The organism is Erwinia aeris (assembly GCF_041224955.1).
Taxonomy (GTDB): Bacteria; Pseudomonadota; Gammaproteobacteria; order Enterobacterales; family Enterobacteriaceae; genus Erwinia; species Erwinia aeris.
In genome coordinates, this window is the sequence record NZ_JBGFFX010000008.1 from 126922 (window position 1) to 141989 (window position 15068).

Here is a 15068-nt window from a genome sequence, read left to right on the forward strand (position 1 = left end):
AAAGCGCGCGTGCGGCGCCGCGCAGAGGCGCGCATCATAGCACAGGCCGCACGAAGGCGGCCCGATGGAACTTTGTAAACTTTAATAAGAGAACTATCGACCACCGCGGATCAGACCGCCCAGCCCGCGCCGTTCCATAAAGGCGGCGACCAGGTGGCGCACCTCATTTGCCTGTTCCGCCTGCAGGCCCGCTTCCGCCAGCTTCTGCGCCTCTTCGTAATCAATATGATGCAGAAGATATTTCACCCTGGCGACGTTGCGTCCGTTCATGCTCAGATGGTGATAGCCCAGCCCCACCAGCAGGGCGACGCAGCTGGAATCGCCCGCCATTTCGCCGCACAGACAGAGTTCGATATTGGCCCGCTTCGCCTCTTCCGCAATGGTTTTCAGCGCGCGCAGCATCGCCGGATGCAGGCTGTCGTAAAGGCTGGCGACGCGCGTATTGTTGCGATCGACGGCCAGCAGGTACTGCGTCAGATCGTTAGTGCCGACGGAGATAAAATCGACCCGCTTTGCCAGGTGGCCGATCATAAAGATCATCGAGGGTACCTCAATCATCACGCCGACGCGCGGCCTGGGAATCGGGTAGCCCAGCATCTCTTCCACTTCCTTTCCGGCTCGTTCGATTAGCCTGAGCGCCTCGTCGATTTCATCAATGCTGGTGATCATCGGCAGCAGAATGCTGAGGTTGTCGCTGGCGACGTTAGCGCGCAGCATGGCGCGTACCTGGACCAGAAAAATCTCCGGCTGATCCAGCGTTAGTCGGATACCGCGCCAGCCCAGGCAAGGGTTCTCCTCGCTTATCGGCATGTAGGGCAGCTGTTTGTCAGCGCCGATATCCAGCGTGCGCAGCGTAACCGGCTTTTCCAGGAAGAGTTGCAGCATCCCCTGATACTGCGCGACCTGCTCCTCTTCGGAAGGGAAACCGTTTTGCAGCATAAAGGGGATTTCCGTACGGTAAAGCCCGACGCCATCCACGCGACCGCCCTGCGCCTGCTCATGCTCCGCGCTCAGGCCCGCGTTGAGCATCACTTTTACCGGCTCGCCCGACTTCAGCGTCGCAGGCCGCTCCACCACGTCTTCCGCCAGCTTGCTCAGCTCGTTTTCTTCGCTGATCAGCCGCTGATATTCCTGCACCAGCACCGGTTCCGGATCCACCAGCAGCTCGCCGCGATAGCCGTCCACGATCAGCAGCCTGCCGTTGAGCGCCTCGGGCTGAATATCCGCGCCCATCACGGTCGGAATGCCCATCGCGCGCACCATAATCGCCGCGTGCGAGTTGGCCGCGCCATCCCTGACCACCACGCCTGCCAGGCGATCGTGCGGCAGCTCGGCCAGCGTCGTGGCGGTCAGCTCGTCGGCCACCAGCACGAAGCGTTCGGGCCAGGTATTGGTGCCCTGCATGGTGTCGTCGAGGTGAAACAGCAAACGCTGCCCCAGCGCGCGCAGATCGCCCGCCCTTTCACGCAGATAGCTGTCCTGCAGGCTGGCAAACTGGGCGGCAAACTTCTCAATGACCTTCTTTACCGCCCATTCCGCCACGAAGCCGTTGTCGATCTCCGCAAAGAGATCTTTTTTCAGCCTGTTGTCGCTGAGCAGGTGCGAATAGAGATCGAAAATGGCGGCGCTTTCTTTATGCACGCTGGAGGTGAAACGTTTGCTGTAGCGGCGAAACTCGCCGGAAGCCTCGTCCATCGCCAGCGACAGCCTTTCGCGCTCGCGCACCGCATCCAGCGTGGAGGCCGCCGAAACGGTATCCAGCGACGGCTGGTTACTTTCTACCCAGCCTGCGGCCACCGCCACGCCCGGCGCGGCGGCCAGGGCGCGCACGCGGGTTTGCCGGTACTGTCCGAACAGCGTATTAAGCTGCGATTGAGAGAGAATAGTGGCCATTTGCGTAGCCAGCGTCACCAGAAACGATTCTTCGCTCTCGTCAAACTGGCGGTGCTCGCGCTGCTGAACGACCAGTACGCCCAGCAGCTGGCGGCGGCTGATAACCGGCACGCCGAGAAAAGAACGGAAGCGCTCTTCTTTTACGGAAGGAATATATTTGAAGCTGGGATGACTTTGCGCATCGGCAAGGTTGATAGGTTCAGCCAGACGCCCTACCAGCCCGACGATCCCTTCGTCGAAAGCCAGCGCGACGGTGCGGCCGCGCGGCTTTTTCAGGCCGCGCGTCGCCATCAGGTAATAGCAGCGACGGTCGTGATCGGCCAGGTAGACCGAACAGACTTCGGTATCCATTGCCAGGCAGATTTCGCTGACCAGAATGTCGAGCGCCTCGGTCAGCCGGGGCGCTCCTGCCACTTTCTCCACTATCTCGCGCAGCTGTATAAGCATATCTGAGCGGCTTACCCTCTCTTCCGTCGATAAGGCGTATTTCGCGGTACGGCATTCTCCTGCAGGGGCATCACCACGCTGGCGAACTCCTTCATCACCCGGCGATAAACGTCGCGTTTAAAAGAGACAACCTGACGTACAGGATACCAGAAGCTCACCCAGCGCCAGCCGTCGAACTCCGGCGTGCTGCTGGTTTGCATGTTGATATCCGCGTCATTGCACAAGAGTTGCAGAAGAAACCACTTCTGTTTCTGGCCGATACAAACCGGCTTTGTGTCCCAACGCACCAAACGTTTCGGCAACTTATAGCGTAACCAGTTCCGGGTAGAGGCAAGGATGCGCACATCTTTGCGGTGCAAACCGACTTCCTCAAAGAGTTCTCGATACATCGCCTGTTCTGCCGTTTCGCCAGGGTTGATGCCTCCCTGAGGAAACTGCCAGGAGTGCTGGCCATACCTTCTGGCCCACAACACTTGTCCCTGCCTGTTACAAATTACGATACCAACATTCGGGCGGTAGCCATCATCATCGATCACTGGACTACCTCAAAACTAATACTCGGATAGCCTGATTGTTTCATACTCCTTACAGACGGTAAACCACTGCTTTTGGGGCGTTACTGACGGCATTCGCGGGATAACTTGCGAACATTCGTAGAGTTATAAACAGAAATCGCCACTTTTGCGCGATCTTATTCACCTTTTCTGTGGATATCTTTGTGCAGAACTCTCCTGGCCGCTGGGGAAAACTCAGAGTGGCGCCTTTTAGCCCAAGGTTAATACTTTGGTTAACGCATTATAAATATTGGGATTTATCCAATTCTACCGCGTCCTTCTGCTGTTTCAGGGCCCCCGATCAATGACGACCCCATGCAGGTGGCGAAAGATCGAACACCGACTTTTTTATCCACAGGATATGTTGCTATCCTAAGCAAAAAATGCGGTAACCCGGGTAAAACCGCCGCGTCAAGCCTGTAAATCGAAACAGTATTATTTTAAAAATCGACTTATCCCATTTTTCTGTGGATAACTACGTGTAAGATCCTGTTCATTGTCGGTGCGCAGGCAGGCATAACCTTTTCAACTTCCCGATCGCGGCCGCAAAGTGACAAAAAAAAGCCGCGATTAATCATGCTATTATTGCGCTTTTCCTCAGGGATGAACGCATCCCTTTTAATATGGAAAACTACTGTTCATTTTTTAACCAACAACCAAGAGCAGGCGATGCCAGACTATTTTTCTCCGGTTTTACCGCCGGAAAACGAAGCCGCGTTACTGGAACGCGCGCGCCAGCTGGCTGGCTTTACGCTGGGCGAACTGGCGTTGAGAGCGGGCCTTACGATACCGCGCGACCTGCGTCGTGATAAGGGCTGGGTGGGTATGCTACTGGAACGCTATCTGGGCGCCAGCGCAGGCAGCAAACCAGAACAGGATTTTGCCGACATCGGCGTGGAGCTGAAAACTATTCCTGTCGACGCGCAGGGCCGCCCGTTGGAAACCACCTTTGTTTGCGTGGCACCGTTGACCGGCAACAGCGGTCTGGTCTGGGAAACCAGCCATGTGCGACATAAGCTGGCGAGAGTATTGTGGATCCCGGTAGAAGGCGATCGGGCTATTCCGCTGGCCGAACGTCGCGTCGGCGCCCCGCTGCTGTGGAGTCCCAGTGAAGAAGAAGAGCTGCTGCTGCGGCGCGACTGGGAAGAGCTGATGGATATGATCGTGCTGGGACAGGTAGAGCGTATTACCGCCCGCCACGGCGAAGTGCTGCAAATCCGGCCCAAAGCCGCCAACAGCAAAGCCCTGACGGAAGGCATTGGCGAAAACGGCCAGCCGGTAATGACGCTGCCCAGGGGCTTCTACCTGAAAAAGGCTTTCACCGCGCCCTTACTGGCACGTCATTTTTTACTGTAAAGCTTTAGCTGAGCGGCATCCGGATGAGTATACTCTTCGTTTAACTTTCGTTTAGGATGCAACGTTGTATGTTTGACTGGATTGCCGATCCCAACGCCTGGCTGGCGCTGGGTACACTGACGATTCTGGAAATCGTTCTGGGTATTGATAATATTATTTTTCTTTCTCTGGTGGTGGCTAAACTTCCCAAACAGCAGCAGAACGCCGCGCGCCGTATCGGCCTGGCGGGCGCCATGCTGATGCGTCTGGGTCTGTTGGCCTCGATTGCCTGGGTCATTCGCCTGACCACGCCGCTGTTTACGCTGATGGACCACTCTTTTTCCGCGCGCGATTTAATCCTGCTGTTCGGGGGGCTTTTTCTGCTGTGGAAGTCCAGTATGGAGATCCACGAAACAATAGAAGGCGGTGAAGAAGAACATAAAAGCAATGTTCATTCCTTCGCCGGCGCGATTGTGCAGATTATGCTGCTGGATATTATCTTCAGTCTTGATTCGGTAATTACTGCCGTTGGCCTGTCCGATCATCTGATTATTATGATGGCGGCCGTGGTAATTGCAGTGGGCGTGATGATGTTTGCCGCCCGCGCTATCGGTGAATTTGTTGACCGCCATCCTTCAGTAAAAATGCTGGCGCTGACTTTCCTGATCCTGGTAGGTTTCACCCTGATCCTGGAAAGCTTCAATATTCACGTGCCAAAAGGTTATATCTATTTCGCGATGTTCTTCTCCATGTCGGTAGAGTGTCTTAACCTGCTACGCGGCAAAAAAAACCACGCCTGATACCAGGCCGACCGGCGCTGCCGGTCGGCTTCTTCCTGTTGTTTTTACGATCAAAGTCAATAGTTCGTCGTGCTGTGACGCCTTTTTAGGAGTTCTGCGGTTAACGCTTTCTGTAAAATGCGCTATTACTGATGCAGGCAAATTGAAGGCTAAGGGAGCGAAGTATGAAGTTGATGTCTGGCGCGGCCGTTCTGATGCTGGCCACGCTGCTCGGCGGTTGCAGCAGTGATTACGTGATGGCGACAAAAGAAGGCAAGATGATTATGACCCAGGGTAAACCGGAGATCGATCAGGATACCGGTCTGGTGAAGTACACCGATCGCTCCGGCCATGAGCTGCAAATCAACGGCGATGAGGTTTCATCGATTGTTGAACGCTAAGCCCAATCCCGCCACCTGACGCTTTCCGACAGGTGGCCCCCACCGCACTTCCCGATAAATCCGCTCTTCCCCCTGTAGCGCCCGACGGTTATAGTCAAAAGCCGGATCTGGCGTTTGCTTCAACAGTTTTACCCCGCACGCCAGGCTGGTCTTTTAATAATGAAAAAAGGAAGCCGGCACATGCATTATCATCGCATCCCCCACAGTACGCTGGAAATCAGCAGCCTGGGATTAGGCACCATGACGTTTGGCGAGCAAAACAGTGAAGCCGATGCCCATGCGCAGCTTGATCTGGCGCTCCGTTCCGGCATTAACCTGATCGATACCGCTGAGATGTATCCGGTGCCGCCGCGCCCGGAAACGCAGGGGTTAACCGAAACCTATATTGGCAGCTGGCTGAAGGCGCGCGGCAATCGCGAAAAAGTGGTGCTGGCCTCTAAAGTCGCCGGGCCGGTACGCGGTGCGGATGCTTCAATCCGACCGGGCCAGGCGCTGGATCGCAAGAACATCCGTCAGGCGCTGGACGCCAGCCTGAAGCGGCTGAACACCGACTATCTGGATCTTTACCAGCTGCACTGGCCGCAGCGACAGACCAACTACTTCGGACGGCTGAACTACGAATATGCGGAAGATACCGCCACGGTCACGCTGCTGGAGACGCTGGAAGCGCTGAACGAGCAGGTTCGTGCCGGTAAAATACGCTATATCGGCGTCTCGAACGAAACGCCGTGGGGCGTGATGCGCTATTTACAGCTGGCGGAAAAGCACGAGCTGCCGCGCATTGTCTCTATTCAGAACCCCTACAGCCTGCTGAACCGCAGCTTTGAAGTGGGTCTGGCGGAAATCAGCCAGCACGAAGGCGTCGAGCTGCTGGCCTATTCCTGCCTGGCCTTTGGCACGCTGAGCGGCAAATACCTGAACGGCGCTAAGCCTGCCGGCGCGCGCAACACGCTGTTCAGCCGCTTTACCCGCTACAGCGGCGAACAGGCCGAGCTGGCTATTGCCGAGTATGTGGCGCTGGCGAAAAAGTATAATCTTGACCCGTCCCAGATGGCGCTGGCTTTTGTCCGTCAGCAGCCTTTCGTCGCCAGTACGCTGCTGGGCGCGACTACCCTGGAACAGCTGCAGCTGAATATCGACAGCTATAATCTGACGCTGGATGAGGAAGTGATGCAGGGGCTGGAAGCTATCCATCGCCGCTACACCTTCCCGTCGCCTTAACTCGTTTTTTGACGAAAACGGTTAACGGTAGCCAGTAAAAAGGGGCGGAATATTTCCGCCCCTTTTTTGCTCTGAAAATCCGTTTATTTCCCCACTCTGGTGTGGCGATGCTGCGCCAGCTGCCAGCCCCACAGCACGGCAATCGCCAGCGCAAACAGCGCACCGAAGCCCACGCCGGTGGCTACCGGCGGCGCGCCCAGCTTCACGGCCAGCGAGTAAAGCCCCAGCATGATCAACATCGCGCCGTTCTCACCCAGGTTTTGTACCGCAATAGCGTTGCCTGCGCCGACGCTCTCCTTGCCGCGCATCTGCAACAGCGCGTTCAGCGGCACCACAAAGAAGCCGCCAAGCATGCCGATAACTATCAGTAATCCGTAAGCGCCTGCCGCCGTGTGCTGCAAGGCGAAAAAGACCACCGCCACGCCAATCAGCACGCCCGCTGGCATACATCTGCCGACCGTTTTCAGCGTCACCAGCTTCGCGGCCGCGCCTGCGCCGAACACAATGCCGATGGCGACCATAGCATTCAGCAGCGTGGGCGTTTTGTTATCGGTAATACCCAACGCGACCGGCACCCACAACACCAGCAGAAAACGCAGGGTGACGCCCGCGCCCCAGAAGAGGCTGGTGCCCACCAGCGAAAAACGCGTTTCGCCATTGCGCCACAGCTCGCGACAGGCGTGGAAAAAGCTGAGCGACATGCGCAGCGGATGCCAGCTTTGCCCCGCCCTCGCCGCCGCCAGTTTCGGGATCAGCACGTTCGCCGCTACGGCAAGCCCGTAGGCCAGCACGCAGGCGATAAGCGCGCCGGTCAGATTCCAGTCCGCCAGCACGCCGCCCGCGATCGATCCCAGCAAAATAGCCGCAATGGTTGAGGATTCCATCAGGCCATTTGCCTTGACCAGCGTTTCGCCGCCGGTGATTTCGCCCAAAATGCCGTACTTGGCTGGTGAATAGGCCGCCGCGCCAACGCCAACCAGTGCATAGCCGATAAAAGGATTAAAGCCGAAACAGATAGTCAGCGCGCCCAGCAGCTTGAGGCCGTTGGCGACCATCATCACCCGACCTTTGGCGAAGCTGTCCGCAACCTGGCCGACGAAAGGCGCCAGGATGATATAGGTGGCGACAAAAACCATTTGCAGCACCGGCTGGCTCCAGTCCGGATAGACCTGGTTTTTAAGCACCGCCAGCGTGGCGAAGAGCAGCGCATTATCGCCAAAAGCCGACAAAAACTGCGCGGCGATAACCGCCATCATGCCGCGCGAAAGCAGCTTTTCGCTGCCGGATGAGTTATGCATTTTCCGCCTCTTTTTCCGGCTGTTCCGCCATGCTTTTCAGCGTAACGAAGTCGGGTTTCCCGCTGCCCAACAGCGGCAGCTGCGGCAACACGCGAATATCGCGCGGCACCGCCAGCTCCGGCGCGCCCAGCTCGCGAGCCGCCTTCTGCAGCCTGTCGCGGGTTAATTCGCCGTCGGTGGTAAACAGCACCAGCGCTTCGCCACGGTTGCCGTCGGGCTTTATCGACGCGGCGTGCTGTTTTTCTGCCGATGCCTTCAGCGCAATCTGCTCGACGATTTCCAGCGACACCATTTCGCCCGCCAGCTTAGCAAACCGCTTTGCGCGCCCCTGGATCTGACAAAAACCATGCTCGTCAAAGCTGACGATATCACCGGTATCGTACCAGCCTGCTTCCATCTGCCCTTCGCCGTTATCCGCCTGCGGCGCTTCCAGCACGCCTGGTTTTTCTACCCGGAGGTAGCCTTTCATAATATTCGGCCCGCGCAGCTGCAGAAGCCCGCCCTGCTCAATCCCCGGCACGGAAATCAGACGAGAATCCATGCCCGGCAGAATACGCCCGACGGTATGGTTTTTCGCCGCCATCGGCACGTTGATGGCCACCACAGGCGCGCACTCCGTCACGCCGTACCCTTCCAGAATGCGGATGCCGAATTTCTCCATCCAGACCTGACGCGTGCCCTCCTGCAATTTTTCTGCGCCGGCCACCACGTAGCGCAGGCGCGCGAAATCATACGGATTAGCAAAGCGCGCGTAGTTGCCCAAAAAGGTGGAGGTGCCGAACAGTACGGTGCAGTTCCGGTCATACACCAGCTCCGGAATAATACGATAGTGCAGCGGGCTGGGATAAAGGAACACTTCTGCCCCGGTCATTAGCGGCGTAAACAGCCCAACGGTCAGGCCGAAAGCGTGAAACAGCGGCAGCGCGGACATAAAGCGATCGCGCGGCGTAAAGTCGGCCACCGTGCGGATCTGTTCCACATTCGCCAGCAGGCTTTTATGCGAATGCACCACGCCTTTAGGATGACCTTCCGAGCCGGAGGTAAACAGCACCATCGCCGCGTCTTCCGGCTGCTGCTGCACTTCAGCATGGCGTGGCAGAAGAAGATGGCCGAGGATCCAGAGTTTATCCTGCGTGGTAACCGTTCCTTTCAGATCTTCCAGAAAGATCCATTTTACCCCGGTAAGCTGCTCCGGCAGATGCCAGAGCTTGCCCTTGTCCAGAAACTGACGGGAGGTGAAAACCGTTTTTACCTCTGCCGCTTTCAGCGCGCTGCCCACGCCTTTAACGCCAGCGGTGTAGTTAAGCATCGCCGGAACGCGGCCACGCATCGACGCGCCCAGGATCGCGGCGGCGGTCACCGTGGTATTCGGCAGCAACAGGCCAATGTATTCACCTGGCGACGTATAACGCTCCAGGATCCGGCCGACGCCCAGCGATTTTTTCAGCAGCCCCGTGTAGCTGTCAGGCTGCAAATTGACGTCTTCAATACAGGATTTGAAATAGCCATAGCGCGTGCGGGCAGCCAGAAACGCCTGATAAAGCGTCTCGCGCGGGCGCACCGCCATTCGCGCTTCCATCATAATATGATGCAGATGTTCCCCCGCCAGCCTGCGGCGCTCCCGCGCGGTTTTGGCCTCCGGCATCGGGATGGTGGTGGCAGGAAGCACGGTCATGCTGATACGCGGGAAAAGGCGGCGCTTAAACACGCCGGCCAGGCGGCCAAACGGCGAAAACTCCGCGCCCTCTATCCGCAGCGGCACAACGGTAGCCTGCGACTTTGCCGCGACAAAACCGGCACCGTCGTAAATTTTCATCAGCGATCCGGTGACGGTAATTCGCCCCTCGGGAAAAATCACCACCGGACGGCCCTGCGCGATTGTTTTCACCAGACGCTTGACCGACAGCGGCTTTGCCGGATCCAGCGGCACAAAATCCACCAGCGGGCGCACCCAGCGCATATACCATTTTTCGCTGATGGAAGAGTAGACGGCAAATACCGGCTTAACCGGCAAAAACAGCGCCAGCAGCATGCCGTCCAGAAACGACATATGGTTGGGCACAATCAGCACCTTTGGCTGGTGCAGCGGGGAAAGATCGCCAGCCAGCCGGGTACGGTAGAGCACCCCAACCAGCAGACGGAAAAATGAAAGCAGCATGCCATCTCCTTAGCAGATAAATTTGCCTGTAACGATGCAGGATATGGCTGCGCATGACAATGGCGGAACATAAAAATCAGGACGTGCTGAATCAATTTATGTGTGGATACCGCAGCGTTGCAAAAAAATTTGCGGCGCTGGCCGAAGAAACAGGCTCCTGCTGGCGAACAACCAAAACCAGTAGCGCTCACGCTTTTTTAGCACCTGCGCTACACGGCAGCATAAAAAATCAGGCGATGGCAGCCCGGCTCAGCAAGCTGATTTTCCTGCGGCCCATGCCTTTCTCAGCTATTGCCCGGCGTAATAATGCCCCGACGCAGCATGGCCTGCATTATTGTGGCCTGCCAGTGCTGGCTTGTTGCTTCCGGCGAACTGGCGTTCAGACGGCCAGCCAGCCGCATTGCGCACTCCTGGGTAAACTGCCCGCGTCCGGATAACTGGCTGTTATGGTGCAGAAATTCGAGCTGGCTGTTAACATCCAGCCTGTCGAAAATAACGCTGACCAACCGGTCCCGCACTTTTTGCGGCATTTCCTGCCAGGCTTTATCCGGCACCGCCTCTTTAAGCACGCCCATGCCGCGGCTGATATGGCTGTCGGAAGCCGCCAGCAGATGATCGGTGCCGCGCCGCCGCGTTTCGGGATCGTCGCTCCACATATCTTCAAGGCTCAGCTCACAGCGTAATCTGACCGCCTGTTCACGACCCGTACGGGAAACGCCGGGCATGCCGGAATCGATAAATCCCCCCAGCAGTTCATCCAGCGCCTGACGATCGTCCGAGTAGGCCACTTCCTCCGTCAGATCCTCACTGCTTATCAGGTGGTTAAGATACCCCACAATCGAAGCCACTTTATTCAGCGTGAAGTTTTCAGGAAGGGCCGCCGTAGCGCGCAGCTCCGCGACGCTGGCTTCATTTCTTTGTTGATTACTGATTACCGGAGCGGCATTTTTCCCCGCCTGGCGCAGCTTTTCGCTGAAGGGCCTGTCGTGCAGCGAACGGCGCTGCTCCGGCGTCAGGGAATCATTAACCAGCTGTTTTGCCAGATGCAGAGCTGATCCAATAGTGAGAGAAGGACGATCCAGCTGCATTTCCCTGCTCAGCATCCAGTTTCTTTCAATGCTTTCAGGTTTCGTTTCGCTGCCGTGACTGAGACGCAGCATTCTGTCGTCATAACCCGGCAGATTACCTATCGAGCTAATCGTACTTTCGGTAAAGCCAAAGGAGCCTCGGGCGCGAATCAAATCACTCTCTACAACCTCAGCAGGACTGTACGACCAGCGCTGCGCCTTCCCTGAATTTGCGTTCAATTTAAAGCTGGGATAGCGCGCTTCCGGTTCGAGGCTATAGGTGTTCAGCATGGAAAAAGGCTTATCGGTATCGTGACCAGCAAAACGGCCGTGCCCGTTTTCGCCGTTAAAACAGTGTTGAGCAATAAAGTTACCGTTATCAATGGACTGCTGTAGCATTTTTGGCTCATGCCTGATGGCTGCATGAGTAATGTGCGTAAGGAGCTGGCCTTCACCATGATGAAACCAGTTCTGGCTGGCCTCGTAATGGCGAAACCGCTTTTGTAGGGCTTCGTTTCCCTCTGTTTTCGCGCCCACCAGCGTCAGGCTCCCTCCCAGCACTTTGGTTGCGCCCAGATTGCCGAACTTTTGATGGCTTTTGCACAGGAATAAGCGGAGTTCATTATTGGCTAACGCTTCGCTAAAGGTCCCCATTAGCGCCTTCATTTCTCCTTCTTTTTCAATGGTGGTGTCGATAACCACGTTAAGCGGCTCCGCTTTATTTTTGCGGTTTTTCATCTCCTGCCCGATGCCCTCAATCATATCCTGCAAAGACCAACTGTGTTCGGGTTGACTGTTGTGGGCGACAAAGCTGTCGCAGAAAGAGGTGTAAAACGCAGGCGACTGCTTTTGCGGATCGGCCAGCTTGCCGAAGCTGTCCGCATACTCCTCGGCCTCGTAATAGAATTGCGTGCACTTTTCCCCGTTCTTCAGGGGCGCTAATCCGCTGCGGCTGGCGATCAGGGCGGCCTCAAGGGCTTCCGTAAGCGCCTGCATTCCTGAGGATAACAAGAAAGGTTCGATCGGATTGAGCTGCATCGCCTGCTGCGGCGGCAGCGCTTCGCGGATGCGCTGCGAAGCGTACGCCTTAAAGGCGTTGGCCTTGTACGGGCTTATGGCGCCCAGCAACACCTGCATTTCCTCCATCAGCGCCCGGTGAGCGTTGCCGAATCGGGTGCTGTCCGTAGCCAGCGCGGGCATGGCTTCGGCAATAAAGCGGATGCCCTGCAATCCCTGCGCAACCAAAGGATTTTGCTGATGACGCTGGGCCAGCTGCGGGTAGCTGAGTATGCGGGTAAGTTCGTCGATCATATCCGCATCCGCCCGGGCCAGCACGCTGGTGCTGAGCGAGTCAGGTATCTTTCTCAGCTGCGTAACCGGCCCCTGGGCATGAGGAGAGCGAAGCGCCGCAACAGTCAGGTGATTCTGTACTCGCGGGTCGTTGATGAAAGGCTGCTGCTGTGCGCCGACGGCGTTCCGGGCCACCTGATAAGCCGAAGGACGGGCGCCGAATTTATCAGCGAGTAAATCCAGCGCTTGCCAGTCATCCACACTGTCGCAGCTGATGGCAATAATACCCGGCGCGACGGCTTCCTGTTTTAACGGCCCGTGCCCGGGATGCTGGGCCTGGAAACGTTTAACAATTTTATCCGTCATAAATTCGCTGTTGATAAACAGACGCTGCTGCTGCTTCGCCTGCGGATAACGCAGCTGGTAGAGCTGGTGGCACAGATTGAGGGTTTTTCCCGAAGGCGCCATACGCTGATAGTAGCCATTCATTTCATGCCCGATCTCCAGCTTGCCGAACGGGACTTTACCGCTTGTTTCATCATGCGCAAATCCCAGCCCATACTGCGCGGCGGCCACCTGCCCGCCCGGAGTAGCGTTCAATTGCGCGCACCGCATACGCTTCCAGGTTTGCGTTCCCAAAAAATCAGCCGTGGCCGCTTTTTCATAGCGACGCTGGCCCAGCATATGCTGATGCAAATCAGCGCTGAACGTGCCGGGCGCGGCTTCGAGATCGTCCTTTGCCCGGATCTTATTAACCTGCTCTTCAAGCTCAGTAACCTGTTGTTGCAGATGTAAATTCGCCGACCCGCTATCCATACTGTGACGACGCCCGCCAGGCCGCCCGGCCTGGTGAGCCTCTCCGCTGCGCAACGGCGTAGTGCTTTCCTCACGTAACCTGTTTCCCTGGCTCGGGTTTTGGTATGGCCTTAGCTGGCCGGAAACGAATTTCATAAGTTCACCTTATTTTCTAAAGCGCTTTAGTGGCGACGTGAAACTTATGGTTCCTTACAACGATTGCTCCGCCCGGGTTGCTGGCCATTCCATTATTTTACGGGAACCGTTAACGCGTTAAGGACACTAAAGCCCCCTCATATCACATCACTTTTATTGAGGAAGACGCGTGCAGGTTAATCGTTCAGGCATATCGGCGCCCGCTCTGGCTACAGAGCAGAATAAACAGGCAGCCTCTGCAACCCGCCATTTACAAGGGCCGCTAAACGGCTTGCATCATGGCGCGGCTGGCAATTAAAGGAAGCGTTGCCCCTGACAACCTTCGGCAAGGATTGTTGGGGATGGGACAGGTCGCCTTGCTTAAAGGAGATAATCAGCAGATGGAGACAGGTGGATGCGGCCCCCGTATTGGCGTAGGCATCACTTATCGTTCTCGTGACGGGGAAACAAGCGGGTTGCTTGCTCATCTGCAACCGGAAGCGGATATCAAAGATTTTGCTGCCAACGTCCGCCAGGCGTTCGACGATCATTTTGAATCTGAAATTAATCTCACGCTGGCTACCGTTCTCGACAAAGATCCGGCCGTTGCCGACCAGCAGCAAACCCGTTTAGCAGCGCTTCAGCAAAATCTCAGGTCGCAATATGATTATCTGGATCTGGACGACGATAACGTCCATGTTTCTACCGCGCACTCTGCGCTTTCCATCGATCTGGCAGCCAATGAAATAAAAACCAGCCAGGAGACAAAAAAGGATTTCAGCACCGCTGATATGGACTACATGCGCGATCATATGCTGAATGACAGCAGGACGCTGCGCTACTTCACCGAGCCATCCGGGCAGCATTAATAACGCGCGATTAAAACTTTTCGGACGTGCTATATGGGCGCGTCCCAATTTATGCTGCATCAGCCATAACGCTGTCACACAGATGTTTAAACATACTGGCTGAAATAAAGGGATGTTCGGATTGCCTGAGCATTTATATTTTTCGCCGCAGAGGAGAAGTACGCTATGCCGTTACCCGCCATCCACCGCATTGTTACCGGACACGACGCCAAAGGAAAATCAACGATTTATAGCGAGGGTTCGCTGCCTTCGGTCATTGAGACGGAAGCGATCCCGGGGCTGATTTTTCACGAGGTCTGGGAAACGTCGGCATCGCCCGCGCCGGTTAATAACGATCCGGATCCCACTAGCGGACCGGTAATGCACAACGCGCCAACCAACGGCACGCGTATTCGCTTCGTCGATCTGCCGCCCGATGCCTCTTATCTGGATCAGGAAGATAACCGCATTAAAGATCTTTTTGAACAGGTTAACTATACCGACGGGCTGACGGTAAAAGCCGATTCGCCCCACCCCATGATGCACCGCAGCGAGGCGGTCGATTATTGCGTGATCGTACACGGCGAAGTTTATCTCGTGCTTGATGACTCAGAGGTGCTGCTCAGGCCCGGCAGCGTAGTTGTACAGCGGGGCACTAATCATGCGTGGTCCAACCGATCGCAGGAGTCCTGCCGTATCCTGTTCGTTCAGCTTGATGGTCGTTACGACCCGGCTCTGGCGGCACAACTGGCGGGAAAATAATATAGGTTACGACCCGGCGTTGGCGGCCCAACCGGCCGGGAAATAATGTAGTTAAGGCTGCCAGAGATATTTTACGGCCAAAGTG

The 15068-nt window shown here is 56.4% G+C and carries 11 protein-coding genes; 6 read left to right on the top strand and 5 right to left on the bottom strand.

Features of this window, described 5'->3' with window-relative positions; translation table 11 throughout:
* Positions 1-93 precede the first annotated feature (93 nt).
* Complete coding sequence (gene ptsP, locus AB6T85_RS14385; RefSeq protein WP_253458747.1) at positions 94-2340, bottom strand: phosphoenolpyruvate--protein phosphotransferase; 2247 nt, start codon at positions 2338-2340, stop codon at positions 94-96.
* Between the two features lie 11 nt (positions 2341-2351).
* Complete coding sequence (gene rppH / locus AB6T85_RS14390; protein WP_125287387.1) at positions 2352-2876, bottom strand: RNA pyrophosphohydrolase; 525 nt, start codon at positions 2874-2876, stop codon at positions 2352-2354.
* A gap of 687 nt (positions 2877-3563) precedes the next feature.
* Between rppH and mutH the strand changes: the two genes are divergently transcribed.
* The 4 genes from mutH (at position 3564) to AB6T85_RS14410 (ending at position 6630) form a co-directional block, all read left to right on the top strand.
* Positions 3564-4250, top strand: coding sequence for a DNA mismatch repair endonuclease MutH (gene mutH, locus AB6T85_RS14395; RefSeq protein WP_253458745.1), 687 nt, complete (start codon positions 3564-3566; stop codon positions 4248-4250).
* Between the two features lie 68 nt (positions 4251-4318).
* On the top strand, positions 4319-5029 hold the full coding sequence (locus AB6T85_RS14400; RefSeq protein WP_253458743.1) for a TerC family protein: 711 nt from the start codon (positions 4319-4321) through the stop codon (positions 5027-5029).
* A gap of 164 nt (positions 5030-5193) precedes the next feature.
* On the top strand, positions 5194-5409 hold the full coding sequence (locus AB6T85_RS14405; RefSeq protein WP_125287384.1) for a YgdI/YgdR family lipoprotein: 216 nt from the start codon (positions 5194-5196) through the stop codon (positions 5407-5409).
* A gap of 180 nt (positions 5410-5589) precedes the next feature.
* A complete protein-coding gene (locus AB6T85_RS14410; RefSeq protein WP_253458739.1) occupies positions 5590-6630 on the top strand; it encodes an NADP(H)-dependent aldo-keto reductase in 1041 nt (346 codons plus the stop codon).
* 83 nt (positions 6631-6713) lie between these two features.
* Here AB6T85_RS14410 and lplT read toward each other — a convergent pair whose 3' ends face one another.
* The 3 genes from lplT to AB6T85_RS14425 form a co-directional block, all read right to left on the bottom strand.
* Positions 6714-7928: a lysophospholipid transporter LplT gene (gene lplT, locus AB6T85_RS14415; protein WP_253458737.1), complete on the bottom strand. Its 1215-nt coding sequence runs from the start codon at positions 7926-7928 to the stop codon at positions 6714-6716.
* Positions 7921-10086 carry a bifunctional acyl-ACP--phospholipid O-acyltransferase/long-chain-fatty-acid--ACP ligase gene (gene aas / locus AB6T85_RS14420; protein ID WP_369895941.1) on the bottom strand — a complete coding sequence of 722 codons (2166 nt, stop codon included), beginning with the start codon at positions 10084-10086 and terminating at the stop codon, positions 7921-7923. The genes lplT and aas overlap by 8 nt, the downstream gene beginning before the upstream one ends.
* Before the next feature lie 284 nt (positions 10087-10370).
* Positions 10371-13394, bottom strand: a complete 3024-nt coding sequence (locus tag AB6T85_RS14425) for a hypothetical protein (protein ID WP_369895943.1) — start codon at positions 13392-13394, stop codon at positions 10371-10373.
* A 278-nt stretch (positions 13395-13672) separates the two neighbouring features.
* On the opposite strand from AB6T85_RS14425, the gene AB6T85_RS14430 reads away from it, so the two are divergent.
* Together AB6T85_RS14430 and AB6T85_RS14435 are read left to right on the top strand one after the other, a co-directional pair.
* The gene (locus tag AB6T85_RS14430; RefSeq protein WP_369895944.1) at positions 13673-14242 is read left to right on the top strand and encodes a hypothetical protein; all 570 of its coding nucleotides are present in this window, start codon (positions 13673-13675) and stop codon (positions 14240-14242) included.
* Positions 14243-14407: 165 nt separating this feature from the next.
* Positions 14408-14983, top strand: coding sequence for a cupin domain-containing protein (locus AB6T85_RS14435; protein WP_253458721.1), 576 nt, complete (start codon positions 14408-14410; stop codon positions 14981-14983).
* The last annotated feature ends 85 nt before the right edge of the window (positions 14984-15068 follow it).

What these genes read in the sequence shown, in the direction of transcription:
- aas (WP_369895941.1), bottom strand. Translation starts at nt 10,086, where the DNA reads ATGCTGCTTTCATTTTTCCGTCTGCTGGTTGGGGTGCTCTACCGTACC.
- AB6T85_RS14430 (WP_369895944.1), top strand. Translation starts at nt 13,673, where the DNA reads ATGGCGCGGCTGGCAATTAAAGGAAGCGTTGCCCCTGACAACCTTCGG.
- AB6T85_RS14400 (WP_253458743.1), top strand. Translation starts at nt 4,319, where the DNA reads ATGTTTGACTGGATTGCCGATCCCAACGCCTGGCTGGCGCTGGGTACA.
- AB6T85_RS14410 (WP_253458739.1), top strand. Translation starts at nt 5,590, where the DNA reads ATGCATTATCATCGCATCCCCCACAGTACGCTGGAAATCAGCAGCCTG.
- lplT (WP_253458737.1), bottom strand. Translation starts at nt 7,928, where the DNA reads ATGCATAACTCATCCGGCAGCGAAAAGCTGCTTTCGCGCGGCATGATG.
- AB6T85_RS14425 (WP_369895943.1), bottom strand. Translation starts at nt 13,394, where the DNA reads ATGAAATTCGTTTCCGGCCAGCTAAGGCCATACCAAAACCCGAGCCAG.
- AB6T85_RS14435 (WP_253458721.1), top strand. Translation starts at nt 14,408, where the DNA reads ATGCCGTTACCCGCCATCCACCGCATTGTTACCGGACACGACGCCAAA.
- mutH (WP_253458745.1), top strand. Translation starts at nt 3,564, where the DNA reads ATGCCAGACTATTTTTCTCCGGTTTTACCGCCGGAAAACGAAGCCGCG.
- AB6T85_RS14405 (WP_125287384.1), top strand. Translation starts at nt 5,194, where the DNA reads ATGAAGTTGATGTCTGGCGCGGCCGTTCTGATGCTGGCCACGCTGCTC.
- ptsP (WP_253458747.1), bottom strand. Translation starts at nt 2,340, where the DNA reads ATGCTTATACAGCTGCGCGAGATAGTGGAGAAAGTGGCAGGAGCGCCC.